The 24,677-nt window shown below is 72.5% G+C and carries 20 protein-coding genes; 3 read left to right on the forward strand and 17 right to left on the reverse strand.

The genetic code is table 11. The features are described 5' to 3' along the window. Positions 1 to 18: 18 nt before the first annotated feature. The 9 genes from lepB (AW27_RS08905) to proS all read right to left on the reverse strand — a co-directional run bounded on the left by lepB (AW27_RS08905) (position 19) and on the right by proS (position 6,759). The gene (lepB, locus tag AW27_RS08905) at positions 19 to 861 is read right to left on the reverse strand and encodes a signal peptidase I (RefSeq protein WP_052031268.1); all 843 of its coding nucleotides are present in this window, start codon (positions 859 to 861) and stop codon (positions 19 to 21) included. After that, positions 854 to 1,621: a signal peptidase I gene (gene lepB, locus AW27_RS08910; RefSeq protein ID WP_037928359.1), complete on the reverse strand. Its 768-nt coding sequence runs from the start codon at positions 1,619 to 1,621 to the stop codon at positions 854 to 856. Before lepB (AW27_RS08910) ends, lepB (AW27_RS08905) begins: the two co-directional genes overlap by 8 nt. A 43-nt stretch (positions 1,622 to 1,664) precedes the next feature. After that, a complete protein-coding gene (gene rplS / locus AW27_RS08915; protein ID WP_030823745.1) occupies positions 1,665 to 2,015 on the reverse strand; it encodes a 50S ribosomal protein L19 in 351 nt (116 codons plus the stop codon). 134 nt (positions 2,016 to 2,149) lie between these two features. Continuing rightward, positions 2,150 to 2,971, reverse strand: a complete 822-nt coding sequence (gene trmD, locus AW27_RS08920) for a tRNA (guanosine(37)-N1)-methyltransferase TrmD (RefSeq protein ID WP_037928353.1) — start codon at positions 2,969 to 2,971, stop codon at positions 2,150 to 2,152. Further along, positions 2,971 to 3,537, reverse strand: coding sequence for a ribosome maturation factor RimM (gene rimM / locus AW27_RS08925; RefSeq protein WP_037928351.1), 567 nt, complete (start codon positions 3,535 to 3,537; stop codon positions 2,971 to 2,973). The genes trmD and rimM overlap by 1 nt, the downstream gene beginning before the upstream one ends. 84 nt (positions 3,538 to 3,621) lie before the next feature. Continuing rightward, positions 3,622 to 3,861: an RNA-binding protein gene (locus tag AW27_RS08930; protein ID WP_030011889.1), complete on the reverse strand. Its 240-nt coding sequence runs from the start codon at positions 3,859 to 3,861 to the stop codon at positions 3,622 to 3,624. 2 nt (positions 3,862 to 3,863) lie between these two features. Next, positions 3,864 to 4,301, reverse strand: coding sequence for a 30S ribosomal protein S16 (rpsP, locus tag AW27_RS08935; RefSeq protein WP_031148712.1), 438 nt, complete (start codon positions 4,299 to 4,301; stop codon positions 3,864 to 3,866). A 237-nt stretch (positions 4,302 to 4,538) separates the two neighbouring features. Next, positions 4,539 to 5,135 (reverse strand): hypothetical protein, encoded by a 597-nt coding sequence (locus AW27_RS08940; protein WP_037928343.1) that lies wholly within the window; start codon positions 5,133 to 5,135, stop codon positions 4,539 to 4,541. A 211-nt stretch (positions 5,136 to 5,346) separates the two neighbouring features. Then, on the reverse strand, positions 5,347 to 6,759 hold the full coding sequence (gene proS, locus AW27_RS08945; protein ID WP_037928340.1) for a proline--tRNA ligase: 1,413 nt from the start codon (positions 6,757 to 6,759) through the stop codon (positions 5,347 to 5,349). 131 nt (positions 6,760 to 6,890) lie between these two features. Here proS and AW27_RS08950 point away from each other — a divergent pair, with 131 nt between their 5' ends. Then, complete coding sequence (locus AW27_RS08950; RefSeq protein ID WP_037928337.1) at positions 6,891 to 7,577, forward strand: hypothetical protein; 687 nt, start codon at positions 6,891 to 6,893, stop codon at positions 7,575 to 7,577. Positions 7,578 to 7,725: 148 nt separating this feature from the next. Here the strand turns inward: AW27_RS08950 and ffh are convergent, their stop codons facing one another. The 5 genes from ffh to nsdA all read right to left on the reverse strand — a co-directional run bounded on the left by ffh (position 7,726) and on the right by nsdA (position 15,405). Continuing rightward, on the reverse strand, positions 7,726 to 9,297 hold the full coding sequence (gene ffh / locus AW27_RS08955) for a signal recognition particle protein (RefSeq protein WP_037928333.1): 1,572 nt from the start codon (positions 9,295 to 9,297) through the stop codon (positions 7,726 to 7,728). 133 nt (positions 9,298 to 9,430) lie between these two features. After that, positions 9,431 to 11,857, reverse strand: a complete 2,427-nt coding sequence (locus tag AW27_RS08960) for a [protein-PII] uridylyltransferase (RefSeq protein WP_037928330.1) — start codon at positions 11,855 to 11,857, stop codon at positions 9,431 to 9,433. A 16-nt stretch (positions 11,858 to 11,873) separates the two neighbouring features. Next, positions 11,874 to 12,212, reverse strand: coding sequence for a P-II family nitrogen regulator (locus AW27_RS08965; RefSeq protein ID WP_037928327.1), 339 nt, complete (start codon positions 12,210 to 12,212; stop codon positions 11,874 to 11,876). Further along, positions 12,209 to 13,552: an ammonium transporter gene (locus tag AW27_RS08970; protein WP_037928324.1), complete on the reverse strand. Its 1,344-nt coding sequence runs from the start codon at positions 13,550 to 13,552 to the stop codon at positions 12,209 to 12,211. The genes AW27_RS08965 and AW27_RS08970 overlap by 4 nt, the downstream gene beginning before the upstream one ends. A gap of 362 nt (positions 13,553 to 13,914) precedes the next feature. Further along, positions 13,915 to 15,405, reverse strand: a complete 1,491-nt coding sequence (nsdA, locus tag AW27_RS08975) for a transcriptional repressor NsdA (RefSeq protein WP_037928321.1) — start codon at positions 15,403 to 15,405, stop codon at positions 13,915 to 13,917. 447 nt (positions 15,406 to 15,852) lie between these two features. Between nsdA and AW27_RS08980 the strand changes: the two genes are divergently transcribed. Continuing rightward, positions 15,853 to 16,521 carry a bifunctional DNA primase/polymerase gene (locus tag AW27_RS08980; protein ID WP_037928724.1) on the forward strand — a complete coding sequence of 223 codons (669 nt, stop codon included), beginning with the start codon at positions 15,853 to 15,855 and terminating at the stop codon, positions 16,519 to 16,521. 73 nt (positions 16,522 to 16,594) lie between these two features. On the opposite strand, the gene ftsY is transcribed toward AW27_RS08980, so the two are convergent. Then, positions 16,595 to 17,809: a signal recognition particle-docking protein FtsY gene (gene ftsY, locus AW27_RS08985; protein ID WP_037928316.1), complete on the reverse strand. Its 1,215-nt coding sequence runs from the start codon at positions 17,807 to 17,809 to the stop codon at positions 16,595 to 16,597. A 309-nt stretch (positions 17,810 to 18,118) separates the two neighbouring features. Between ftsY and AW27_RS08990 the strand changes: the two genes are divergently transcribed. Further along, positions 18,119 to 19,105: an LLM class flavin-dependent oxidoreductase gene (locus tag AW27_RS08990; RefSeq protein ID WP_037928313.1), complete on the forward strand. Its 987-nt coding sequence runs from the start codon at positions 18,119 to 18,121 to the stop codon at positions 19,103 to 19,105. Positions 19,106 to 19,146: 41 nt separating this feature from the next. Here AW27_RS08990 and AW27_RS08995 read toward each other — a convergent pair whose 3' ends face one another. Together AW27_RS08995 and AW27_RS09000 are read right to left on the reverse strand one after the other, a co-directional pair. Next, positions 19,147 to 20,580: a sugar porter family MFS transporter gene (locus tag AW27_RS08995; RefSeq protein WP_037928308.1), complete on the reverse strand. Its 1,434-nt coding sequence runs from the start codon at positions 20,578 to 20,580 to the stop codon at positions 19,147 to 19,149. Positions 20,581 to 20,764: 184 nt separating this feature from the next. Next, on the reverse strand, positions 20,765 to 24,577 hold the full coding sequence (locus AW27_RS09000) for an AAA family ATPase (protein ID WP_037928306.1): 3,813 nt from the start codon (positions 24,575 to 24,577) through the stop codon (positions 20,765 to 20,767). Positions 24,578 to 24,677 lie beyond the last annotated feature (100 nt).

Here is a 24,677-nt window from a genome sequence, read left to right on the forward strand (position 1 = left end):
CGGGAGACCGAGGACACACTATGCGAACGGCGTCCCGGCACGGCGCCGTCTGCGACCGCGTCCCTCACGGCGTGCCTGATCGGGCACCATGCGGAAGGTCGCGGGCTGCTCCAGACGGGTCCAGTGTCCGAAGGGCCAGGCGATCACCACGGCCTCTCCCACCACCCCCTTCTCGTCGATGGTGCCCTCGAATGCCTCGTCCAGGTGGAAGCGGGAATCGGCCGAATTCGCTCGGTGGTCGCCCATCACGAAGAGCCGTCCGGCCGGCACCCGTACCTCGAAGGGGATGTCGGAGGGGGAGTTGCCGGGGTTCACGTACGGCTCATCGAGCGGCGAGCCGTTGACGGTGACCCGGCCCCGCGCGTCGCAGCACTTGACGGTGTCGCCGCCGACGCCGATGACGCGCTTGATCAGATCTTGCTCGTCGGGCAGCAGGCCGATGAAGGTCAGGGTCTGCTTGATCTGCTTGACCACGATCGGGTCCTGGGCGGGCCGGGCGGCCTCGCCCTTGAGCCATCCTCCGGGATCCTCGAACACGACGACGTCGCCGCGCTCGATCTTGGAGCCGAACCACGGGGTCAGCTTGTCCACGAGGACCCGGTCGCCGATCCGGATCGTCTGCTCCATCGAGCCCGACGGAATGAAGAAGGCCTGCACCAGGAAGGTCTTGAGGAGCAGCGCTATACACAGCGCCACCACCACGAGCAGCGGCAGTTCGCCCGCCCGGCGGGTGCGCCGGCGCCGCTTGACCCTGCGGGCCAGCCGGCGCCGTTCGGCCCGGCCGCCCTCCACCACGACCGGCTCCGGCTCCGGCTCGGGCCTGCGCTCGGGTCGGCCCTTGGGCCGTCCCCGGCTACCCATGGCCGCCGCCGACGGAACCCCACCGCGAAACCGGCCAGCCGATCCAGTCGACCCGCCCGATCACCTTCTCCACCGGCACCATCCCCCCGCCCGGTTCCCCCAGATGGTCCCGCGAGTCCCGGGACTGGGAACGATGATCGCCCATCACCCACAGGGTTCCCAGCGGCACGACGATCCGGAAGGGCACCTTCGAGGGAGCGTCCCCCGGGTACAGGTACGGCTCGTCCAGCGGGACGCCGTTGACCGACACCCGGCCGGCCGCGTCGCAGCAGACCACGTCGTCACCGCCCACACCCACCACCCGCTTCACGAAGTCGGTGTCGGAGGGCTCCGCCAGCCCGAGCGCGGAGGCGGCCCCCCGGACCAGCTCACCGACCGGGCCGCCGCCTGCGGGCGCCCGTACAAAGGAGCCCGTGCCGTCGAACACCACCACGTCCCCGCGACGAGGCTGATCACCGAAACGGTACGCCAGCTTGTTGACCAGCACCCGGTCGCCGACCTGGAGGGTGCGCTCCATGGAACGGCTCGGGATCAGGAAGGGCTGGACGACGAAGTTGCTGAGCAGCAGCAGGAAGACCGTGCAGATCGCGCCGAGCGCCGCCGCCCGGCGCCAGCTCGCCCGGCGCCCGGCGGACCGGTCCGGGTCGGGCCCCGCCGAGGGCGCCCCGCCGGCCGTCCGGGAGAACGCAGAACGCGGCCACCCCTCCCCCTCGGAGGGGGAAGAGTGACCGCGCTGCGTGTGAGGTGCTTCGGTGTCCATCGGGGCGAGCCTATCCGGCCGCCGCCGGACACCGGAGGCGACCTTACTTGTCGCGCTTCTCCTTGATCTTCGCGGCCTTGCCGCGGAGCTCACGGAGGTAGTACAGCTTCGCACGGCGGACGTCACCGCGGGTGACGAGCTCGATCTTCTCGAAGATCGGGGAGTGGACCGGGAAGGTACGCTCCACGCCGACGCTGAAGGAGACCTTGCGAACGGTGAAGGTCTCGGAGACACCGGCGCCCTGGCGGCGGATGACGACACCCTTGAACTGCTGGATACGGGAGCGGTTGCCCTCGATCACGCGGACGTGCACGTTGATCGTGTCACCCGGGCGGAAGGCCGGGACGTCCGAGCGGAGCGCGGCGGCGTTGACGCCATCGAGCAGGTGAGACATGTTCTTCGTCTGCTTTCTTCGCACGACGCCACAGGTCGCCGGTGCGGGTTTCCGTAGAGAATTCGGGAGCCGTGCGTCTCGGCGGCCGACGGTCCCCCTGTGGCAGGGGCGTCCGGCGAGCACACAGCAGCCGCCTATTCTTCCACGGCCTGCGGCCTGCGCCAAAATCGGCCGTCCGGCGACGGCTGCCAGCCCAGGATGGAGAGGATCTCGCGGTCCTTCTTGTCGAAGGCCGAGGCGTCGCACCGCTCGATCAGGTCGGGGCGGTTGCTCGCGGTCCGGCGGAATGCCTCGTCCCGGCGCCACCGGGCGATCTTGCCGTGGTGGCCGCTGAGCAGCACGTCGGGGATGTCCCGGCCGCGCCAGACCGGTGGCTTGGTGTAAACGGGGCCCTCCAGCAGGTTCGCCATCTCGCCGGGCGCGAAGGAGTCGTCCCGGTGCGACTCGGCGTTGCCGAGCACGCCGGGCAGCAGCCGCGCCACGGCCTCGGTGACGACCAGGACGGCCGCCTCGCCGCCGGCCAGGACGTAGTCGCCGATGGAGACCTCGTAGACCGGCATGCGCGTGGCGTACTCGTCCATGACGCGGCGGTCGATGCCCTCGTAGCGGGCGGGCGTGAAGATCAGCCACGGCCGCCCGGAGAGCTCGACGGCCAGTTCCTGGGTGAACGGGCGGCCGCTGGGCGTGGGGACCACCATGACGGGGCCGTGCGCGCCCGCCTCGTAGCCGTCGGCCAGCGCCTCGTCCAGCGCCTCGCCCCACGGCCCGGTCTTCATGACCATGCCGGGCCCGCCGCCGTAGGGGGTGTCGTCGACCGTGTTGTGCCGGTCGTGGGTCCAGTCCCGCAGGTCGTGGACGTGCACGTCGAGCTGTCCGCGGGCGCGCGCCTTCCCGACGAGGGAGACGTTCAGCGGTTCCAGGTACTCGGGGAAGATCGTGACGACGTCGAGCCGCATCAGGCGTCGCCCTCGGAGCGCGCGGCCTCGGCGTCACGGGCGGAGGCGATCTCGGCGCGGTCGTCGATCAGCCCGGGCGGCGGGGTGATGACGCAGCGCTGCTCCTCCAGGTCGATCTCGGCGACGATCTCCTCGACGAAGGGGATCATCACCTCGGTGCCGTCGGGGCGCTCGACGATGAAGAGGTCCTGCGAGGGCAGGTGGGAGATCTCGGTGATCCGGCCGATCCCGGTGCCGTCTTCGAGCACCACGTCCAGGTCCATGAGCTGGTGGTCGTAGTACTCGTCCTCCTCCTCGGGCAGCTCCGCCGGGTCCACGTCGGCGATGAGGAGGGTGTTGCGCAGGGCCTCCGCGGCGGTGCGGTCCTTGACGCCGGCGAACCGCAGCATGAGCCGGCCGCTGTGCACCCGGCCCGTCTCGATGGTCAGCGGGCCCGCCGAAGCCGGTTCGGTGCGCAGCACGGCGCCGGGGCTGAGCCGCAGTTCCGGCTCGTCCGTGCGCACCTCGACGGTGACCTCACCCTTGATGCCGTGGGCGCGGCCGATCCGCGCGACTACCAGCTCCACTGTCTGTTGCCTCTCCTGTTCAGACGACGACGGGCCGGGGCGGGCACACGTGCCCTCCCCGGCCCGTGCCGGTGATTCAACTGCTCAGCGGACCTGGTCCACGTCGACGAGGTCGACGCGGATCCCCCGGCCGCCGATGGCGCCCACGACGGTGCGCAGGGCACGTGCGGTGCGGCCGTTGCGGCCGATCACCTTGCCGAGGTCGTCGGGGTGGACCCGGACCTCGAGCACCTGCCCGCGGCGCAGGTTGCGCGAGGCGACCTGCACTTCATCGGGGTTGTCCACAATGCCCTTTACGAGGTGCTCAAGAGCCTCCTCGAGCATGCTCAGGCCTCGGTCGACTCGGCGGCGGCGTCAGCCTCGTCCGCCTTCTTGTCGGCCTTCTTCTTCTGCGTGATGGCCTCGCCCTTGCCCTCGCCGATGCCCTCGAGGGCCTTGGCGAACTCGTCGAAGGAACGACGCTTGTCTTCCTTCGTGGCCGGCTGCAGCAGCGGCGCGGGGGCCGGGAGGCCCTTGTGCGCCTGCCAGTCACCGGTGAGCTTCAGGATGGCCAGGACGGCCTCGGTCGGCTGGGCGCCGACGGAGAGCCAGTACTGGGCGCGCTCGCCGTTGACCTCGATGCGCGACGGGTTGTAGGTCGGCTGGTAGATGCCGATCTCCTCGATCGCGCGGCCGTCCCGGCGGGTGCGGGCGTCGGCGACGACGATGCGGTAGTGGGGAGAGCGGATCTTACCGAGGCGCTTGAGCTTGATCTTGACTGCCACTGGAGTGGTGTCTCCTGAACTTGACGTGGTGGGGCACATGAGATGCCACGTGGGGTTGCGGTACTCGGGTGCCCGATGGACGCGTCAGCCGGAGGAGAGAGGGGTCCTATGCGACTGTCGAGTACAGCTAGCCATTGTGCCATACGCCTGCGGCGCGCTCGGCCGACGGGGAGGATCACTCCGGCCGGACGAGCCCGCACGTCACGGCCGGGCTGCGCACGCCGGCGGCCCACAGCGTCAGGAGGCCGCCGCGACGGCGACTTCGGGGATGCGGAAGGGCTTCATGCAGCCGCCGCACACGATCGGCGCCTGGGCGAGCACGGAAGGGACCACCCGCACGTTGCGCCCGCAGTCGCAGACCGCCTTGACGCGCACGCCGCCGCCGGAGGAACCGTGCCGGGCGGCGGGCCCGCGGAAGCTGCGCTTGGTGTCGGCGGCGGTGGCGGCCGTGTGCGCCTTCAGCGCGCGCTGCAGCCGCTCCATGGTCGGGCGGTAGCGCCGCTTCGCCTCGGGATTGAGGGTGACCAGGGAGAAGCCGCTGCTGGGATGCGGCTCGTCGGAGTGGTCCAGCCCCATCTCCTCGGCGATCGCGAGGAACCGGCGGTTGTGGTAGCGGCCTGCGCGCGAGGTGTCGCGGACACCGCGGGCGGCCGCGATGCCGTGGACTGCCTCGTGCAGCAGTCGCTCGAAGGAGAGTTCGGCGCCGCAGGCGGACGACGACTCTCCGATCAGGGACTCGGGCGCGGCAAGGTCGGGCAGCTCGGGGTGGTACCGCTGAATGTCGGCCCACGCCTGCGCCAGCTCTGCGGCGAGAACAGGTGGTGTCGTGCTCACGTCGTGACAACGAGCCGGGGTGCCCGGGTGTTCCGATTCCGGGCCATTCCAAATTTTTTGCACGTACCAGTCAGTTCAGCCTCATGCGTCCCGACGAGGACGGGTGCGCCGAACCCAGGAGGAGTCGGTACGTAACGACGACCAGAAAGGCACCGGCCCCGGCGCGCGGCACCAGCCGCGCGCCGGGGCCCGGAAGCCTCCGGCGGCAGGTTCAGTACGCGCGCGCCACGATGGCGAGGGTACCGGGAGCGTCGTCGGCGTCCGGCACGGACCCGTCCTCGGCGACCAGGCAGCGCACGGAGACGGCCTGCTCGGCCAGCTTCGCCTCGCCCTCCGGCCCGAGGTCCGCCCACGGGATGCGCGCCCAGCCGCCGGCCACGGCGGCCTCCGCGGCCTCCTCGATGGTCGCGACGTCCGAGGTGCGTGCCTCGCGGCGCTCGCGGGACTCGCGCAGCAGCTGCGCCTGGTCCTCGTCGAGCACCTTGGGCAGCAGGTCGGCGAGCGCGTCGATCTGCACCGGGGTCTTGCCTCCCGGGATCCGGCGGGCCAGCATCGCGGTGCCGGCCTCCAGGTCGCGGGGACCGATCTCGATGCGGACCGGCACGCCCTTGAGCTCCCAGTCCACGGCGCGGCGGCCGAAGGGGGTGTCGACGCGGTCGTCGACCTGCACGCGAATGCCGGCGGCCTTCAGCCGGTCGCCCAGCTCCCGAACCTTGGCGACGGCCTCGTCGCCCTTGATCGCCATGACGACGACCTGCACGTGGGCCAGGCGCGGCGGGACGCGCAGCCCGTTGTCGTCGCCGTGGGACATGATCAGACCGCCGACCATGCGGGTCGAGACGCCCCACGAGGTCTGCCAGACGAGTTCCTGCTTGCCTTCCTTGGACAGGTACTGCGTGTTGAAGGCCTTGGCGAAGTTGGTGCCGAGCTCGTGGCTGGTGCCCATCTGCAGGGCCTTGCCGTCACCCATCATGCCTTCGAGGGTGAGGGTGTTGATGGCGCCCGCGAAGCGCTCCTTGGCGGTCTTGCGGCCGAGCACGACGTCGATGCCGAGCACGTTCGTCATGAAGTCGCCGTAGACGTCGCGGTGGATGCGGGCGGCGTAGTCGCGGGCGTCCTCGTAGGTGGCGTGGGCCGTGTGGCCCTCCTGCCAGAGGAACTCGCTCGTGCGGAGGAACACGCGGGGGCGCATCTCCCAGCGGACCACGTTGGCCCACTGGTTGATCAGCAGGGGCAGGTCGCGGTAGCTCTGGACCCACTTGGAGAAGTAGTCGTTGATGATCGTCTCGGAGGTGGGCCGGACGACGACCGGCTCCTCGAGCTCCTTGCCGCCGCCGTGCGTGACGACCGCGAGCTCGGGGGCGAAGCCCTCGACGTGCTCGGCCTCCCGAGTCAGGTACGACTGCGGGATGAAGAGGGGGAAGTACGCGTTCTGGGCGCCCTGGTCCTTGATGCGGGCGTCCATCTCCTGCTGCATCCGCTCCCACAGGCCGTAGCCGTACGGTCGGATGACCATGGTGCCGCGGACCGGACCGTTGTCGGCCAGCTCGGCCTTGTTGATCAGATCCTGGTACCAGCGGGGGAAATCCTCCGCCTGCGGGGTGAGAACGGGTGCCTTTGCCATGCCGCGAATCGTACGGCGCCCGGCACGGGATGCGTGAATCGGGTGCCGCGCTCCTCTGGACGCGGGAGCGAATGGGGAGTTCTCTGGCAACGGGGGCTGGGGGGCGAGACGGAATCAGGAGCGCTCTTTCGATGACACCGACGCCGACCGCGACGCTCGTCGCCCGGGACTGGGCGGAGATCCAGGAACGGATGCTGGTACCGCTGTACGAGGCGGTCTTCGACCGGATCGAGGTCGGGCCGGGTGACCGGCTGCTGGGCCTCGGCTGTGGGGCCGGCCTGGCCCTGCTGCTGGCGTCCGCGAGGGGAGCCGCGGCCACGGGCGTGGAGGCGGATCCGGCCCGGCGGGCGCTGGCCCGTGAGCGGCTTCTGGAGGTGCTTGCGGCCCCGCCGTCGGCGTCCTCGGCACCCCGCCCCTACGACGCCCTGCTGGCCTTTTCCCCCGACCCGGCGGCCCTGGCCTCGGCACTGCCGGCCATCAGACGCGGCGGCGCCGTGGTGCTGGCCGACTGGGGTCCGGCCGAGCGCTGCACGGTGCCGTCGGTACTGGGAGGCGGTCCGGCGCCCGGGGACCTGGACGCGGTCGTGGAGCGCGCCGGGCTGCGGCCGGACGGGTCGGGGCGGGTGTTCTGCCCCTTCGGCTACGCGGACGTGGACAGCGCGGTGCGCGGGCTGTTGTCGACCGGGCTCTACGACGGGGCGTCCGACGCGGCGCTCGTCGAGAAGGAGCTCGCCGAAGTGCTTCACCCGTTCGAGCGATCCGACGGCACCGTGTGGCTGCCGAACATCTTCCGGTACGTGATCGCCCGGGTGGCCTGAGGGCCGGCCTGCGGCAGGGACGCCCTGCCCTCCTGCCCGGTGGAGACGGAAGGGCCCCGGCCGTGCGGGCGGCTGCCCGTACCCCGGCCGGGGCCCTCCTCGCGGTGGTCGGCGGACGGCTGCGCCTGCTGCCGCCGGCTGCGCGCACCTACTTCATGAACTTCTTGAACTCGTCCGGAAGGTCGAAGTCCTGACCGTCCTGACCGCCGGCGGGAAGGCCGAAGGGGTTGGACGCGGCGGCCGGGTCGATCGCCTGCGCGCCCTGCTCGCGGCGGGCCGCGGCAGCGGCCTCCTCCTGCTTGCGCTTCATCGGGTTGCCGCTCTTGCGCTTGCCCTTGGCCTGCTTGACCTGCTTCTTCTGCCGGCCGGGGCCGCCGCCCATCCCGGGGATGCCCGGCATGCCGGGCATCCCGCCGCCCTGGGCCATGCGGGACATCATCTTGCGGGCGTCGAAGAACCGCTCGACCAGCGACTTGACGGCGCTGACCTCGGTGCCCGAGCCCTTGGCGATACGGGCGCGGCGCGAGCCGTTGATGATCGTCGGGTCCTGGCGCTCGGCCGGGGTCATCGACTTGATGATCGCCGCGGTGCGGTCCACGTCCCGCTCGTCGATGTTGTTGATCTGGTCCTTGATCTGCCCCATGCCGGGCAGCATGCCGAGCAGCTTGGAGATGGAGCCCATCTTGCGGACCTGCTCCATCTGGGCCAGGAAGTCGTCGAGCGTGAACTCCTTGGGGCCCTTGGCGAGCTTGGCCGCCATCTTCTCGGCCTCGGCCTGCGAGAAGGTCTTCTCGGCCTGCTCGATGAGGGTGAGCATGTCACCCATGTCGAGGATCCGACCCGCCATGCGGTCGGGGTGGAAGGCATCGAAGTCGTCGAGCTTCTCGCCGTTCGAGGCGAACATGATCTGCTTGCCGGTGACGTGCGCGATGGAGAGCGCGGCACCACCGCGGGCGTCGCCGTCGAGCTTGGAGAGCACCACGCCGTCGAAGCCGACGCCGTCGCGGAAGGCCTCGGCGGTGTTGACCGCGTCCTGGCCGATCATGGCGTCGACGACGAAGAGGATCTCGTCGGGACTGACGGCGTCGCGGATGTCCGCGGCCTGCTGCATCAGCTCCTGGTCGATGCCGAGGCGGCCGGCGGTGTCGACGATGACGATGTCGAACTGCTTGGTCCGCGCGTACTCGACGGAGTCCTTCGCGACCTGGACCGGGTCGCCGACGCCGTTGCCCGGCTGAGGGCCGTAGAAGGCCACGCCCGCGCGGTCGGCGACGACGGAGAGCTGGTTGACCGCGTTCGGGCGCTGGAGGTCGCACGCGACGAGGAGCGGGGTGTGGCCCTGCCCCTTGAGCCAGAGGCCGAGCTTTCCGGCGAGGGTGGTCTTACCGGCGCCCTGGAGGCCGGCGAGCATGATCACGGTGGGGGCGGTCTTGGCGAAGCGCAGCCGCCGGGTCTCGCCGCCGAGGATGGTGATGAGCTCGTCGTTGACGATCTTCAGGACCTGCTGGCCCGGGTTCAGGGCCTTGCTGACCTCTTCGCCGCGCGCGCGTTCCTTGACGTTCGCGATGAAGGAGCGGACGACCGGGAGGGCGACGTCGGCCTCAAGGAGGGCGATACGGATTTCCCGGGCCGCTGCGTCGATGTCAGCCTCGGACAGCCGGCCTTTGCCGCGCAGGCCCTTGAAGGTATTCGCCAAGCGGTCGGAGAGCGTATCGAACACGGTGGTCGCGATTCCTCGGGTCGGGGGCGTTGTGGTCGTCCCCCAGGGTATCCGCCCGCGCCGTCCGTCCGGCCCGGCGGGCGGGTTTCCCTCCGGGGCGGGGGTCCGGGATGCCTCCCGGACCCGCGCCGCGTCAGGAGAGGGCGGACGTCACGGCGGCCGCCAGGGCGGTCGCCGCCGCGGGGTCGAGGGGCTTGCCCTCGGGGGTGGTCACGTACAGCGTGTCCACCGCATTGGCGCCCAGCGTGGAGACATGGGCACTGCGCACCCGGACACCCGCCGCTTCCAGGGCCCGGCCGATCCGGTGCAGCAGGCCGACGGCGTCCGGCGCGCGCACCTCCAGCACCGTGGCCAGCGAGGAGACGTCCGGGACCACCGTGACCCGGGGCGGCGGCGGGACGACCCCGCGCCGGCGCGGGTAGGCCGCCTCGCGGTCGGCCAGTTTCGCCGGGACGTCCAGCGAGCCGTCCAGCGCGCGCAGCAGGTCGGTGCGCAGCCGGGCCGCCTCGGGCAGCGCCCCGTACTCGGCCGCCACCCGCCACCGCAGCACGAGGACCTCGCCGAGCCGGTCCGGGAGTTCCACCGAGCGCAGGTCCGCGGCCCGTACGGTGAGCCGGTGCAGGGCCAGTACCCCCGCCGCGGCGGGCAGGACGCCCGGCTGGTCGGGCACCGCCACCACGAGCTCGACGCCGACCGCGTCCTCCTCCTGGCGGGCGTGGAGCGCCAGCACCGGCTCGCGGGTGCGCAGGGCCTCCACCGCCAGCCGTTCCTGCTCGGCGCTCGGGATCTCCGCCTCCCGCTCGGCGGGCGGCGCGCCGCGCAGCACGGCGGCGACGCGTGCGACGAGGTCCGCCACGAGCGAGCCGCGCCAGGCGCTCCACGCGGCCGGGCCGGTGGCCAGGGCGTCCGCCTCGGTCAGGGCGTGCAGTATCTCCAGCGTGCCCACCGAGCCGACGGCCTCGGCGACGGAGCGGACGGTGGCGGGGTCGTCCAGGTCGCGGCGCGTGGCGGTGTCGATCAGCAGCAGGTGGTGGCGTACGAGGGCGCCCAGCACGGCGACGTCCTGGGCGTCGAAGCCCACCCGTGCGGCGACGTCCCGGGCGATGGTCTCGCCGGCCAGCGAGTGGTCGCCCGGCCAGCCCTTCCCGATGTCGTGCAGGAGGGCGGCCGTCAGCAGCAGGTCGGGGCGGCCCACCCGGCGGGTGAGGGCCGCAGCCTGCACCGCCGTCTCGATCAGGTGCCGGTCCACGGTCCAGGTGTGGACGGGGTTGCGCTGCGGGCGGCAGCGCACCCGCTCCCAGTCGGGCAGCAGCCGGGTGATCAGCCCTTCCGCCTCCATGGCCTCCCAGACGGCCACGGTCGGCTCCCCCGCACCGAGGAGCGTGAGCAGTTGCTCCCGGGCCTCGGCCGGCCAGGGCACCGGCAGCGCCTTCCCCTGCTGCGCGAGGCGGCGTACGGCGTGCGGTGACACCGGGAGCCCCGCCTGCGCGGCGGCCGCGGCCAGCCTCAGGGGCAGTACGGGGTCCCGGTCCGGGCGGGCGGCCAGGGCCAGGACGGCCTCGCCGTCGGACTCCACGACGCCTTCGGCCAGGGGCGCCCGGGTGGCGGCGGGGGCGCTGCGGCCGGGCAGCAGTCCGCGCAGCCGGGGCCGGGCGGCGCGGGCCCGCAGCACCCGGCCGACCTCCCGCCAGGTCACGTCGCCGGCGTACGCGACCACGCGCGCGGCCTCGTACACCTCGCGCAGCAGGGCGTCGGCGTCGAGGAGTCCGAGCTGCGCGGCGACCTGGTCCTGTTCCTGGAGCGAGAGCCGGTCGGTGGCCCGGCCCGTGACCAGGTGGAGGGCGTCGCGGGCGTCCAGGAGGCGCCGGCGGGCCTCGGCGAGGCCTTCGCGGGGGGCGTCCGCCAGCCAGGAGGCGGCGACCGCCCGCAGCGCGGTGGCGTCCCGGAGCCCGCCGCGGGCCTCCTTGAGATCGGGTTCGAGCAGGAAGCGGAGTTCCCCGGCCCGCTCGGCCCGCTCGCGGCACAGGGAGTGCAGCTCCGGGAGCCGTTTCGGCGCCTGGTTGCGCCAGTCGGCCAGTACGGAGGTCCGTAGGCCGGCCAGGAGCCCGGCGTCGCCCGCGACCGTCCGGGCGTCCAGCAGGCCGAGGTGCACCTTCAGGTCCTCGGCGGCCGTCCTGCGGGCCTCGGCGGGGGTGCGTACCGAGTGGTCGAGGGCGACGCCGAGGTCCCACACCGGGTACCAGAGGCGGTCGGCCAGTGTGCCGAGCGCCCGGGGCTCGGCCTTGCCGTCGTGCAGCAGCAGCAGGTCGAGGTCGCTGCGGGGGGAGAGTTCGGCCCTGCCGTAGCCGCCGACGGCCACGAGGGTGGCGCCGCGGACGCCGGTCTCGCGTGCGGCGGTGGCGAAGAGGGCGTTCAGCCATTCGTCGGTCAGCCCGGCCAGGGCGGAACGCCGCGAGGGCCCGGACCGCGACTCCTCCTGGAGGAGTCGCAGCCGGGCCGCGGCGTATCCGCTGGGTCCCGAGTCGGCCGTGTGGTCGGTGGTGTCTTCGACGCTCGTCACCCAGGAGCTCCCGTCGTCAGAGCGCGTCCGCGCCGCGCTCGCCGGTGCGGACCCGGACGACCGAGTCCACGGGGACGCTCCACACCTTGCCGTCACCGATCTTGCCGGTGGACGCCGCGCTCACGACGACCCGGATGAGCTCTTCGGCGTCGGAGTCGTCGACCAGCACCTCGATGCGGATCTTGGGGACGAGGTCGACCTGGTACTCGGCGCCCCGGTAGACCTCGGTGTGGCCGCGCTGCCGGCCGTAGCCGCTGGCCTCGCTGACCGTGAGGCCCTGCACTCCGAAGGCCTGGAGTGCCTCCTTGATCTCGTCCAGCTTGTGCGGCTTGACGATCGCGGTGATCAGCTTCATGCGTCAACCTTCTTGCTCGCGGCGGAGGTGGTGGGGGCGGCGGTGCTCCGCGCGGCGGCTCCGCCACCGGCTCCGCTGAAGTCGTATGCGGTCTCGGCGTGTTCGATCTGGTCGATGCCGGCGACCTCGTCGTCCTCGGAGACCCGCATCCCGATGGTCTTGTCGAGGAGGAGGGCGAGCACTGCGGATGCCACCAGAGAGTAGGCGAGGACGGAGAAGACTCCGACGGCCTGCTTGCCGAGCTGCTCCAGGCCGCCGCCGTAGAAGAGGCCGGCCACGTCGGACTGGACCCCGCCGGTGGCGAAGAGGCCGACGAGCAGGGAGCCGGCGACACCGCCGACGAGGTGGACGCCGACGACGTCCAGGGAGTCGTCGTAGCCGAACTTGTACTTCAGGCCCACCGCCATGGCGCAGAGCAGACCGGCGATGGCACCGACCGCGATCGCTCCGAGCGGGCTGACGGCGCCGCCCGCGGGGGTGATGGCGACGAGGCCGGCGACCGCGCCGGAGGCGGCGCCGAGGGTGGTGAAGGAGCCGTGGCGCAGCTTCTCGTAGGCGAGCCAGGCCAGCATGGCGGCGGCGGTGGCGACCTGGGTGTTGACGAACATGACCGCGCCGACGCCGTCGTCGTTGCCGAGCCAGGAACCCGCGTTGAAGCCGAACCAGCCGAACCAGAGGAGGCCGGCGCCCAGCATCACGAGGGGGAGGCTGTGCGGGCGCATCGGGTCCTTCTTGAAGCCGACGCGCTTGCCGATGACCAGGATCACGCCCAGGGCCGCGGCACCGGCGTTGATGTGGACGGCGGTGCCGCCGGCGAAGTCGATGACGCCCATCTCGAAGAGCCAGCCGCCGGCGCCCCAGACCCAGTGGGCGACGGGGAAGTACACGACGGTGACCCACAGCGCGGTGAACAGGACCCAGGCGCTGAACTTCACGCGGTCCGCGAGGGCGCCGCTGATCAGGGCCGGGGTGATGACGGCGAACATCAGCTGGAAGACGGCGAAGACGTACACCGGGATGGTGTAGCCGTCCCAGAGCTCGGTGATCCCGATGCCGCTCAGGCCCACGTAGTCGGAGTTCCAGCCGATGAGGGATCCGGCATCGGTGCCGAAGGCGAGGCTGAAGCCGTAGAGCACCCATAGGATCGTGACGATCCCCAGGCTGATGAAGCTCATCATCAGCATGTTGAGGCTGCTCTTGACGCGGACCATGCCTCCGTAGAAGAAGGCGAGTCCCGGAGTCATCAGCATGACCAGGGCGGAGCAGATGAGCATGAACCCGGTGTTCGCGGCAGAGAGCGTCGGGGCGTCTGCCGCGAGGGTCGTGATGGCTGATGCCATCGGCGTCTCCTCGTCGTCGGTACGTTCGCGTGCGGGCGATCGTGAGAACCTGAGCGGCGGCAACAGGAACTGGCCGGTTATTGGCCATGAGATTCGCGCAGGCCGGTTTCCGGCGGCGCCGCTCGGTGTTTCGCTCCGATGACGAAGAGGTCTGCCGTGTTACGGCGCCATGAACGACCGGGATCGCGCACGGGCGGACCACGGCGAAGGGCGTCCGCCTCCGCCTGAGGGGCGGCGGTCGGATCGCGGGAGGAGTGCTGCGACCGGCCGCGGCAGTGACCCGGACGTCCTGGCTGGGGGAGCCTGATCGGGCTTCACGGGGTGACTGCCGCGGCCGGAGCCTGGGGGCGGCCCGGGGGCCGTCAGACGGCCTCCGCGGCCTCGGGCAGCCGTGAGGCGAGGTGGTCGGTGAGCCGGACCACCTCTGCGACGTCGCCGTATGCACGGGCGGCGCTGTCGACGGTCTTGCGCAGGCGGGTGTTCACCCGCTCCGAGCGCACCTTTCCCGCCACGTCGAGGGCCCGGTCGACGAAGACGGCGGCCTGCTCCGGCTCGCGCTGGAGCAGGTGGACGGTGGCCATGCCGATGAGGTTGAGGGCGTAGGACCGCTGGTGCTCCTGGTCCTTCCCGAAGAGCTCGACGGCCCGCTCCATGACGGGCTCGGCGAGGGAGGCGTACATGGGGCTGCGTCCGGCGACGTAGGCCAGGTCCCGGTACGAGTGGGAGTTTTCGCCGTTCAGCTCGGCCTCGGAGAAGAAGCGGATCCAGTCGGGCTCCGGCTCGTCCGCGAAGCCGACGTCGCCGAAGGTGTCCTCGGCCATCCGGACGGCCCGCTTGCAGCGGCTGGGCTGGCCCATGTTGGCGTACGCGCGGGCCTCCATCGCATACAGCATGGCCTGGGTGCGGGGGCCGGCGCAGTCGCGGCTGCCGTACTGCGCGAGGTGGATGAGTTCGAGCGCGTCCTCGGGGCGGCCGAGGTGGATCATCTGGCGGCTCATCCCGGAGAGGATGTACGAGCCGAGCGGCTTGTCCCCGGCCTCCTTCGCGGCGTGCAGCGCGAGGACGAAGTACTTCTGCGCGGTGGGGTGCAGGCCGATGTCGTAGCTCATCCAGCCGGCCAGCTCGGCGAGTTCCGCGGCGACCTTGAAGAGCCGCTTCATGACCGGGGCGGGATGGTTCTCCTGGAGCAGGTCGGTGACCTCGTGGAGCTGGCCCACGACGGCCTTGCGGCGCAGCCCGCCGCCGCACTGGGCGTCCCACTGCCGGAACATGACGGTGGTGGCGTCGAGGAGGTCGAGCTCGGGTTCGGAGAGCCGGGGCGGGCGGTGGCCGCCGAGGGCTCCCGTCGGCCCCGCCCCGCGCGGTCCCGGGTCGGCGGCCGGGGCCGGTACGAGCCAGCGCTGCATGGGCTCGATGAGGGCGGGGCCCGCGGAGAGCGCGAGGGAGGGCCCGAGGAAGCCGCGGCGGGCCAGCATCAGGTCGCTGCGGGAGAACTCGCCGAGCAGTTCGACGGTCTGCGGGCCGGCCCAGGGCAGGTCGACCCCGGAGACGGAGGGGGTCTGGTGCGCGGTGCGCAGCCCGAGCTGTTCGATGGCGACGACGGAGCCGAAGCGCTCGGAGAACAGCTCGGACAGGATCCTCGGCACGGGCTCGCGGGGCTGCTCACCGTCCAGCCAGCGGCGCACCCGGGAGGTGTCCGTGCTGATGTGGTGGGCGCCCATCTGCCGGGCCCGGCGGTTGACCTGCCGGGCGAGCTCGCCCTTCGACCAGCCGCTGCGGACGAACCACGAGGTCAGCTGTTCGTTGCGCGCAGCAGCGTCGTCGATCGTTCCGCTTGCGCCGTTGCCGCTCACTGGAACGCCCCCATCTGCTCAGTCTTCTCCCTACGAAACCCTGGCCGGGAAGCCGGGCGTCACCACGGACCTTCACAGGTCCTTCACCCATTGCCTCCGGCATACCCACGCGTGGGCCCGCCTCGGGGTTCGTGCACCGAAAGTAATCCTACGATCACCCCTGCGGCGAGGCCGTTCGCGGAAACGCCACCATTCGCCACCCCTTCGAATGAACGCGCCACCGGCCAGGCGCGATTCACTTGACACGAAGGCGAAACGGACCGGTTGGACTGGAGTGCGCTCGGGGCGCGCGTGGCGAGGAGTGCGCCGGGCGGGCAGCACCGGGCACTCCCCCGCCGCCCTGCGGCGGAGGTCCGCGGGGCGGCGCGGCGGGCTCCCCGGCTCCCTCACCGCAGGCGTCGTAACCACCGGCGCGTCCGACCCGTTGGAGGGGGCATGGGCATGGGCATGGGCTTCACGATCGGCAGCAGCCGCGGCACCAAGGAGTTCCGTTCCGGTACCCGGCGCCGCGGCCGGACCTCGGAGTGCACGACGGTGGCGGAGTACACCGGGCTGTGGGGCTGGGACGTGGTCCCCGGGGCGCGCGCGGCGGCGCCCTCCCGCGACTGCTCCTGCGGGGACGGCCGGTGCGCCGCACCCGGAGCGCATCCGCTGGCCTTCGCCCCCACGGTCCCGGCCGGCGCCACTCTGGACGAGGTCACCGAGGCCTGGGGCGACTGTCCCGGCGCGGCGGTCATGCTCCCGGTGGGCCGCGCCTTCGACGTCATCGAGGTCTCCGAGGAGGCCGGGCGGCGCGCGCTGGTGCGGCTGGAGCGTATGGGCCTGCCGCTCGGCCCGGTCATCGCCACCGCGGACGGCCGCGCGCAGTTCTTCGTCGCTCCCGGGGCGGCGGCGGAGCTGCCGCAGCTGCTGTACCGGATGGGCTGGGACGACGCCGACCTGGACCTGCACGCCCTGGGCCCGGGGGCCTTCGTGACGGCCCCGCCCTCGGACCGGGGCGGGCTCGGCCGGGTCCGCTGGCTGCGGCCGCCCGCCCTCGACTCGGCGGGCGGCCCGCCGCAGGCACGGCTGCTGCTGGGCACCCTGGCGTACATCTGCCACCGGTTCCGCCGCTGAGAGGCCCCGTACGCGCCGGTGCCCCCGCGTTCCTCACGGAAGGCGGGGGCACCGGTGTCTGCGCGGGCGGTGCTCAGTCGCCGATCAGGGCGTCCACGAACGCCTCGGGCTCGAACGGAGCCAGGTCGTCCGCACCCTCGCCGAGACCGACGAGCTTGACCGGGACGCCCAGTTCGCGCTGGACGGCGACGACGATGCCGCCCTTGGCCGTGCCGTCGAGCTTGGTGAGCACGATGCCGGTGATGTCGACGACCTCGGCGAAGACACGCGCCTGGGTCAGGCCGTTCTGCCCCGTGGTGGCGTCCAGGACCAGCAGGATCTCGTCCAGCGGGCCGTGCTTCTCGACGACGCGCTTGACCTTGCCGAGCTCGTCCATGAGGCCGGTCTTGGTGTGCAGTCGGCCGGCGGTGTCGATGAGCACGACGTCGGCACCCTCGGCGATGCCCTCCTTGACCGCGTCGTAGGCGATCGAGGCCGGGTCGCCGCCCTCGGGGCCGCGGACGGTACGGGCGCCGACGCGCTCGCCCCAGGTCTGCAGCTGGTCGGCGGCCGCGGCGCGGAAGGTGTCGGCCGCGCCGAGCACCACGCTGCGGCCGTCCGCGACGAGCACCCGGGCCAGCTTGCCGGTGGTGGTGGTCTTGCCGGTGCCGTTGACGCCGACGACCATGATCACGCCGGGGGTGTCCTCGCCGCTCTCCGTCTTCACGGCCCGGTCGAAGTCGGTGCCGACCAGGGTCAGCAGCTCTTCCTTGAGCAGGGCGCGCAGATCGGCCGGAGTGCGGGTGCCGAGGACCTTGACCCGCTCACGGAGCCGCTCGACGAGCTCCTGGGTGGGCACGACGCCGACGTCGGCGACGAGGAGGGTCTCCTCGATCTCCTCCCAGGTGTCCTCGTCGAGGTGCTCGCGCGAGAGCAGCGTGAGCAGTCCCTTGCCGAGGGAGTTCTGCGAACGGGCGAGACGCGCGCGGAGCCGGACCAGGCGGCCGGCGGCGGGCTCGGGCACCTCGATCTCGGGCGCGGCCGGGACCGCCTCCGGCTCGGCGGCCGGCGCTTCGACGGGAGCCCCGGCTCCCGGGAGCCCGACCTCCTCGATCGTGCGGCGCGGCTCTTCCGCCGTCTCTACGGCGTCCTCCCCCACCTGCGGCTCGGCGGGCGGGGCAGTGATGGTCGGCGTGCTCTGCGGTGCCGGGGGCGGCAGCTGCTTCTTCTTGCGGCTGCTGACCACGAGCCCGCTGATCACGCCGACCGCGACCAGGGCGATGACTACAGCAAGGATGAGGATGTCCATAACCCCCCCAGTATCGGCCACGGCCACCGCGGAGCCGGGAACCCGGGCTCGCGGGCCGGGGACAAGCCCCTGTCTGCGGTTTCGGCTCCGCGGCCGCGCCGACGGGTGGCCCTGCCCGCACCCCCTCGGGGAGCAGCCGCGCGAGTGCCGGCCGGGCCGCCGGAACCGTTCCCGGCGCGAGGGCGGCTGCGCCGGTCCGGCCCCGGCCCCGGAGCCGGGGGCCGCTCGCGGGACACCTGTCCAACTGACAACTCGTCAGCTAACGTCCTCTCCACCACTCCACCCCGTCCGGCGAAGGGGGACTCCGCCATGCCCATCACCGTGGCCCGGTTCAATCTGGTCGACCCGAACGGCACCCCCGAGTCCCTCTCGGCCCGCTACAGGGCCGCGCTGGAGATGGCGCGCTACGCGGACGACCGCGGAATGGACACCGTCCAGACCGAGGAGCACCACGGCACGGACAACAACTGGCTTCCCTCCCCCTTCGCCTTCGCGGGCGCGGTCTTCGGCGCGACCCGTCGGATCACCGTCACCGTGTCGGCGGTCATCGGCCCGCTGCACGACCCCTTGAAGGTCGCCGAGGACATCGCCGTACTGGACCTGCTGAGCGGCGGGCGCCTGGTGACCGTCGCGGGGATCGGCTACCGGCCCGAGGAATACGAGCAGCACGGCGTGGAGTGGGGCCGGCGCGGCAGGCTCCAGGACGAGCTGCTGGAGACCCTGCTGAAGGCGTGGACCGGCCGGCCGTTCGAGTTCCGCGGCCGCACGGTACGGGTCACCCCGACTCCCCTCACCCGGCCGCACCCGCTGCTGCTGGTGGGTGGCAGTTCGGAGGCGGCCGCGCGCCGCGCCGCCCGACTCGGGCTGCCCTTCTTCCCCAGCGCGCACCTGCCGGAGCTGGAGGCGTACTACACGGCGCGGCTGGCGGAGTACGGCACGGAGGGCTTCTGCATGATGCCCGCGGCCGAGACCCCACTGCTGCACGTCGCGCAGGACCCGGACCGGGTGTGGGCCGAGCACGGTGAACACTTCCTGCACGAGGCCGGGACGTACGCGTCCTGGCAGTCGAAGGACATCCGCAGCGCCGTGCGGTCGTCCGCCCGCTCGGTGGCGGAGCTGCGCGCGGAGGGCGTCTACCGGGTGCTGACCCCGGACGAGGCGGTCGCATACGGCCGGAGCGCCGGCGCGGCGGGCAACCTGGTGCTGCACCCGCTGTGCGGGGGGATGCCGCTGGACGAGGGCTGGCGCAGCCTGCACCTGCTGTGCGAACAGGTACTGCCCCGGCTCAGGGGCTGAGCCGGGGCAGTACCGAGGAGACGGGGTGGTGGCGGGGATGGTTACCCCATCTCCTCCAGCGCCTTGCCCTTGGTCTCCGGCACCCATTTGAGGACGAACGGGATCGAGAGCAGTGCGAAGACGGTGTAGATCACGTAGGCACCGGACAGGTTCCAGTCCGAGAGGGACGGGAACGAGACGGTGATGACCCAGTTGGCGATCCACTGGGCCGAGGCGGCGACGCCGAGCGCCGCGGCACGGATGCGGTTCGGGAACATCTCGCCGAGCAGCACCCAGACGACCACGCCCCAGGACAGAGCGAAGAAGAGCACGAAGGCGTGTGCGGCGACCAGGGCCACCGTGGCCTGGGCGTCGGGGAGGGTGATGTCGTCCCCGGTGCCGGTGGTGAAGGAGAACGCCCACGCGCACAGGCCGAGGGAGACGGCCATGCCCGCCGAGCCGATGAGGGCGAGCGGCTTGCGGCCGATCCGGTCCACGAAGATCATCGCGATCACCGTGCCGACGATGTTGATGATCGACGTGGTGAAGGAGTAGAGGAACGAGCTGGTCGGGTCGATGCCGACCGACTGCCACAGCGAGGAGCTGTAGTAGAAGATCACGTTGATGCCGACGAGCTGCTGGAAGAGCGAGAGGCCGATGCCGATCCAGACGATGGGCAGGAAGCCGAAGCGGCCGCCGAGCAGGTCCTTGAAGGTGGACTTGTGCTCGGAGTGCATCGCGTGCTCGATCTCGCGGACGCGCCCGTCCAAGTCGGCCCCGGAACCCTCGACCTCGGCCAGCACCTTCCTGGCGTCGGCGGTGCGGCCGACGGAGACCAGGAAGCGCGGGGACTCCGGGATGACGAAGGACAGCAGCCCGTAGAGGACGGCCGGGACGACCATGACGCCCAGCATCCACTGCCACGCCTCCAGGCCGCCGATGTCGCCGCGCTGGTCGCCGTCGGCGAGGTTGAGGATGCCCCAGTTGACGAGCTGGGAGATGGCGATGCCGATGACGATGGCGGCCTGCTGGAAGGAGGCGAGCCGGCCGCGGTAGGCGGGCGGGGAGACCTCGGCGATGTAGGCGGGACCGATGACGGAGGCCATGCCGATGCCGAAGCCGCCGATCACCCGCCACATGGCGAGGTCCCAGAGGGCGAACGGCAGGGCCGAGCCGATGGCGCTGGCGGTGAAGAGGACGGCCGCGATCTGCATGCAGCGGATTCGGCCGATCCGGTCGGCGAGTCGCCCCGCGGTGGCGGCGCCGATGGCACAGCCGATCAGCGCGGCGGCGATCACCTGGGCGAGCGCCTCCGAGCCGACGTCGAAGCGTTCCCGGATGGCGACGACGGCGCCGTTGATGACGGAGCTGTCGTACCCGAAGAGGAAGCCGCCCATGGCAGCGGCCGCGGTGATGAAGATGACGTGGCCGAGGTGGTCGGGCTGGGGCGAGGATCCGCCGCCGGACGCCGGGGACTGCGCAGTACTGCTGGTCAAGGTGTGCTCCGTGGGGGTTTCGTCCGTCCTTACAGTGGCGCACAGTTCAAGATCGGGCACCACCCGAAGTCGGGGGACAGCGGAGCGAGCCTATTCGTTCAATTTCTGAAGTCAAGGCCAGGGATGAAGCGCGCAGGAAGCACAGAGCGGCCATCTAGAATTCACTTCTTGAACTAAACGCTCGTCAGCGGAGCCGCTGGCTGATGACCTTGGAGACGCCGTCGCCCTGCATCGATACGCCGTAGAGCGCGTCCGCGACCTCCATCGTCCGCTTCTGGTGGGTGATCACGATCAGCTGTGAGCTCTCCTGGAGTTCCTCCATGATCCGGATCAACCGCTGCAGGTTGGTGTCGTCGAGGGCGGCCTCGACCTCGTCCATGACGTAGAACGGGCTGGGGCGCGCCTTGAAGATCGACACCAGCATGGCCACGGCCGTCAGCGAACGCTCGCCGCCGGAGAGCAACGACAGGCGCTTGACCTTCTTGCCCGGCGGGCGGGCCTCCACGTCCACCCCCGTCGTGAGCATGTTGTCCGGGTCGGTCAGCACCAACCTGCCCTCGCCGCCCGGGAACAAGCGCGCGAAGACCCCCTCGAATTCTCGGGCGGTGTCCCGGTATGCCTCGGTGAACACCTGCTCGACTCGCTCGTCGACCTCCTTCACCACGTGAAGGAGATCGGCCCGTGTCTTACGGAGATCCTCCAACTGCTCGCTGAGGAACGCGTGGCGCTCTTCCAGCGCCGCGAACTCCTCCAGGGCCAGCGGATTGACCTTGCCGAGCTGCTGGTACGCCCGTTCGGCCGCCTTGAACCGCTTCTCCTGCTGCGCCCGGACGAAGGGTCCCGGCCGGTTGCGGGGGTGCTCGGGGTCCTGCGGGAGCTCCTCGCCGTCCGCCGGCGGGGACGGGGGCACCGGCTGGTCCGGACCGTACTCGGCCACGAGCGCACGGGACTCCATGCCGAACTCCTCCAGTGCCTTGGCCTCCAGGGCCTCGATGCGCAGCCGCTGCTCGGCGCCGAGGACTTCCCCGCGGTGGACGGAGTCGGTGAGTTTGTCGAGCTCGCCCTTCAGGTCGCGGCCGTCGTTGCGCGCGTCGGTGAGCTCGCGCTCACGCAGCCCCTTGGCCCGCTCGGCCAGGGCCCGCTCCTCGTCGGCCCTGCCGAGCGAGACCTCCACATGGGCGAGGAGCTGGCGGGCCCCCTCGGCCACCGCGCGGGCCACGTCCGCCTCGTGGCGCCGACGGGCCCGGCGGCGCTCGGCGCGGGCCCGGGCCTCGCGTTCGGCGCGGGCCGCCCGGTCGAGGGAATCGGCCCGGCCGGCGAGTCCCTTGACCCGCTCCTCGTGGGTACGCAGCTGGAGCCGGGCCTCCATCTCGGTCTGGCGGGCGTTGGCCCCGTCGGCCGCGAGCCGGTCCCGGCGGGAGCCGTCGGGCTCCTCCTCCACCGGCATCTCCTCGGCCACGGCGAGCCGCTCCGCGCACTCCTCGACCTCGGTCAGCGCCTGCTCCAGGGCATCCTGGGCCTTGGCCGCGGCGGCGGCGCCCCGCTCGGCCTCGCCGGCCGCGCCCTTCGCCTGCCCGGCGAGCCGCCCGAGCTGCTGAGCCACCCCGGCACGGGCCTGCTCCGCGGCCCGCCGCCGCTCGGCGAGTTCCTCGACCAGGGCGGCCGCGTCCTGCCGCCGGGACTGCGCGGCGGCCTGCGCGGCGGCAAGCTCCGTGCACCGCCCGCCCAGTACGGCCAGCTCCGCCGCAGCCTCGTCGACGGCGGCCTGCACCTCGATCAGGCTGGGCGCCCCGGCGGATCCGCCCTGCGCGAGGTGCGCACCGAGGAGGTCGCCCCCGACGGTCACGGCCACCGCGTCGGGGCGCCGCGCGACCAGCGCCTCGGCCTCGTCGAGCGTGTCGACGACGACGTGGTCGCGCAGCACCCATGCCAGCGCCCGCCGCACCTCGGCGTCCCCGGACACCAGCGCGGCGACCGGTACGGGCGCGGTCACCGCGTCCGAAGCGGGGGCCTGGTGGGGCACCCCCGCCCCGTCCGGCACGGACGCGTGCCCGCCGCCCCCGCCCGCGCGGGCCGCGGGGACGGGCCCCGGGCCGCACCCCTCGTCGACGGCCTCCGCCGCAGCCGTCGGCGTCACCCGTGCGCCCGGTCCGGGACGGCCCCCGTCGGCGCCGGCAGCGCCGAGCCCGCCGCCCCGGCCCGGCCGGAGGGCGGCACCGCCCGCACCCGGGAGGGCAGCACCGTCCGGCACTCCCGGATCCTCGGTCCCGCCCGGTAGGACGGCCGGTGGGGCGATCAGGAGCGTGGCACGCCCCGCGTCCGCGTCGCGCAGGTGGCGGATGGCCCCGGCCGCCGCCGACGGGGAGGCCACGGCCAGCGCGTCCGCCGCCGAGCCCAGCGCGGCGGCCACGGCGGCTTCGTACCCCGGGGTCACCGTCAGCCGCTGCGCGGCCGGCCCGAGCACGCCGGCCAGCCGCTCCCGGGCCGCGAGCAGCGCTCCGGTGCCGTCCTTGCGACGCAGCCCCAGGGCCAGCGCGTCCCGCCGGGCCGACACCGCCGCCCGGGACCGCTCCGCCGCCGCCAGCGCCTCGCGCGCGGCGCCGAGCGCGGCTTCGGCCTCCTTCAGCTCTGCCCGCGCCGCCTCGTGGTCCGTCTCCGCCGACGGGTCGTCGAGCCCGCCGACCTCCTCCGCCAGTGCCTCGTACTCGGCCTGCGCGGCTTCGGCCCGGCGCTGCGCCTCGTCCCGGGCCAGGGCGAGCCGGTCGATCTCCGCCTGGGCCGCCCCGGCCCGCGAACGGGCCGCGCCGAGCCGCCCGGTCAACCGGGCCAGCCCCTCGCGCCGGTCGGCGATGGCCCGCGCGGCGTCCCGCAGTCTGCGCTCCTCCTCGGCCAGCTCCCGCTCCAGCTCCGCACGGTGCCCGGTGGTGTCCTCCAGGGCCCGCGAGGCCGCCTCCAGAGCGGCCGTCAGCTCCGCCTCCTGCTCGCGGATCCGCTCGGCCTCCCGCTCCAGGTCCTCGGGGTCGCGGCCCCGGCGCTCCTCCTCCACGGGTGCCGTCGCGCTCTTGATCCGCGCGTCGGCGAGGGACGCGGTGCCCCGTACCCGTTCGGCGAGCTGCGACAGCTCGTACCAGGTCTGCTGCGCCCGCTGGAGCCGCGGCGCGAGTTCCCTGACCGCCTGCTCCAGTTCGGCCTCGCGCCGCAGTGCGTCCGCGAGGCGGGCTTCGGCGGCCTCCTTGCGCTCCTTCAGTGCCGCTTCGTCCGCGATCTCCGCTGCGAGCGCCCGCCGCAGGGCGACCAGGTCGTCGGCGAGCAGGCGCAGCCGCGCGTCGCGCAGGTCGGCCTGGATCACGGCCGCCCGTCGGGCGACCGCCGCCTGCCGCCCCAGGGGCTTGAGCTGCCTGCGCAGTTCGTCGCCGAGGTCCTGCACACGGGCGAGGTTGGCCTGCATCGCATCGAGCTTCCGCAGCGCCTTCTCCTTGCGCTTGCGGTGCTTCAGTACGCCCGCCGCCTCCTCGATGAAGGCGCGGCGGCCCATGGGGTCGGCGTGCAGGACGGAGTCCAGCTGGCCCTGGCCGACGATGACGTGCATCTCGCGGCCGATACCGGAGTCGGAGAGCAGCTCCTGGATGTCGAGCAGTCGGCAGGTGTAACCGTTGATCTGGTACTCGCTGCTGCCGCCGCGGAACATGATCCGGGTGATGGTGACTTCGGCGTAGTCGATGGGCAGCGCGCCGTCGGAGTTGTCGATCGTCAGGGAGACCTCGGCACGCCCGAGCGGCGGGCGGCCGGTGGTCCCGGCGAAGATGACGTCCTCCATCTTCCCGCCGCGCAGGGACTTGGCCCCCTGTTCGCCCATGACCCAGGACAGCGCGTCGACGACGTTGGACTTGCCCGAGCCGTTCGGACCCACGACGCAGGTGATGCCGGGTTCGAAGCGCAGGGTGGTGGCCGAGGCGAAGGACTTGAAGCCACGCAGGGTCAGGGACTTGAGGTGCACGCCGCCGGACTCTACCTTTCACGTTCGGTTTCACCCGTGAAGGTGCAGGGCACGACTGACGTCGAAGGCATCAGGCCCCCCGCCCGGCCCTGTGGTCCCT

This window comes from Streptomyces sp. PCS3-D2 (assembly GCF_000612545.2).
Lineage (GTDB): Bacteria > Actinomycetota > Actinomycetes > Streptomycetales > Streptomycetaceae > Streptomyces.

Coding starts and splice junctions, on each gene's coding strand:
- lepB (WP_052031268.1), bottom strand. CDS start 861: ATGGGTAGCCGGGGACGGCCCAAGGGCCGACCCGAGCGCAGGCCCGAG.
- lepB (WP_037928359.1), bottom strand. CDS start 1,621: ATGGACACCGAAGCACCTCACACGCAGCGCGGTCACTCTTCCCCCTCC.
- rplS (WP_030823745.1), bottom strand. CDS start 2,015: ATGTCTCACCTGCTCGATGGCGTCAACGCCGCCGCGCTCCGCTCGGAC.
- trmD (WP_037928353.1), bottom strand. CDS start 2,971: ATGCGGCTCGACGTCGTCACGATCTTCCCCGAGTACCTGGAACCGCTG.
- AW27_RS08930 (WP_030011889.1), bottom strand. CDS start 3,861: ATGCTCGAGGAGGCTCTTGAGCACCTCGTAAAGGGCATTGTGGACAAC.
- proS (WP_037928340.1), bottom strand. CDS start 6,759: ATGGCAAAGGCACCCGTTCTCACCCCGCAGGCGGAGGATTTCCCCCGC.
- AW27_RS08950 (WP_037928337.1), top strand. CDS start 6,891: ATGACACCGACGCCGACCGCGACGCTCGTCGCCCGGGACTGGGCGGAG.
- AW27_RS08965 (WP_037928327.1), bottom strand. CDS start 12,212: ATGAAGCTGATCACCGCGATCGTCAAGCCGCACAAGCTGGACGAGATC.
- AW27_RS08970 (WP_037928324.1), bottom strand. CDS start 13,552: ATGGCATCAGCCATCACGACCCTCGCGGCAGACGCCCCGACGCTCTCT.
- AW27_RS08980 (WP_037928724.1), top strand. CDS start 15,853: ATGGGCTTCACGATCGGCAGCAGCCGCGGCACCAAGGAGTTCCGTTCC.
- ftsY (WP_037928316.1), bottom strand. CDS start 17,809: ATGGACATCCTCATCCTTGCTGTAGTCATCGCCCTGGTCGCGGTCGGC.
- AW27_RS08990 (WP_037928313.1), top strand. CDS start 18,119: ATGCCCATCACCGTGGCCCGGTTCAATCTGGTCGACCCGAACGGCACC.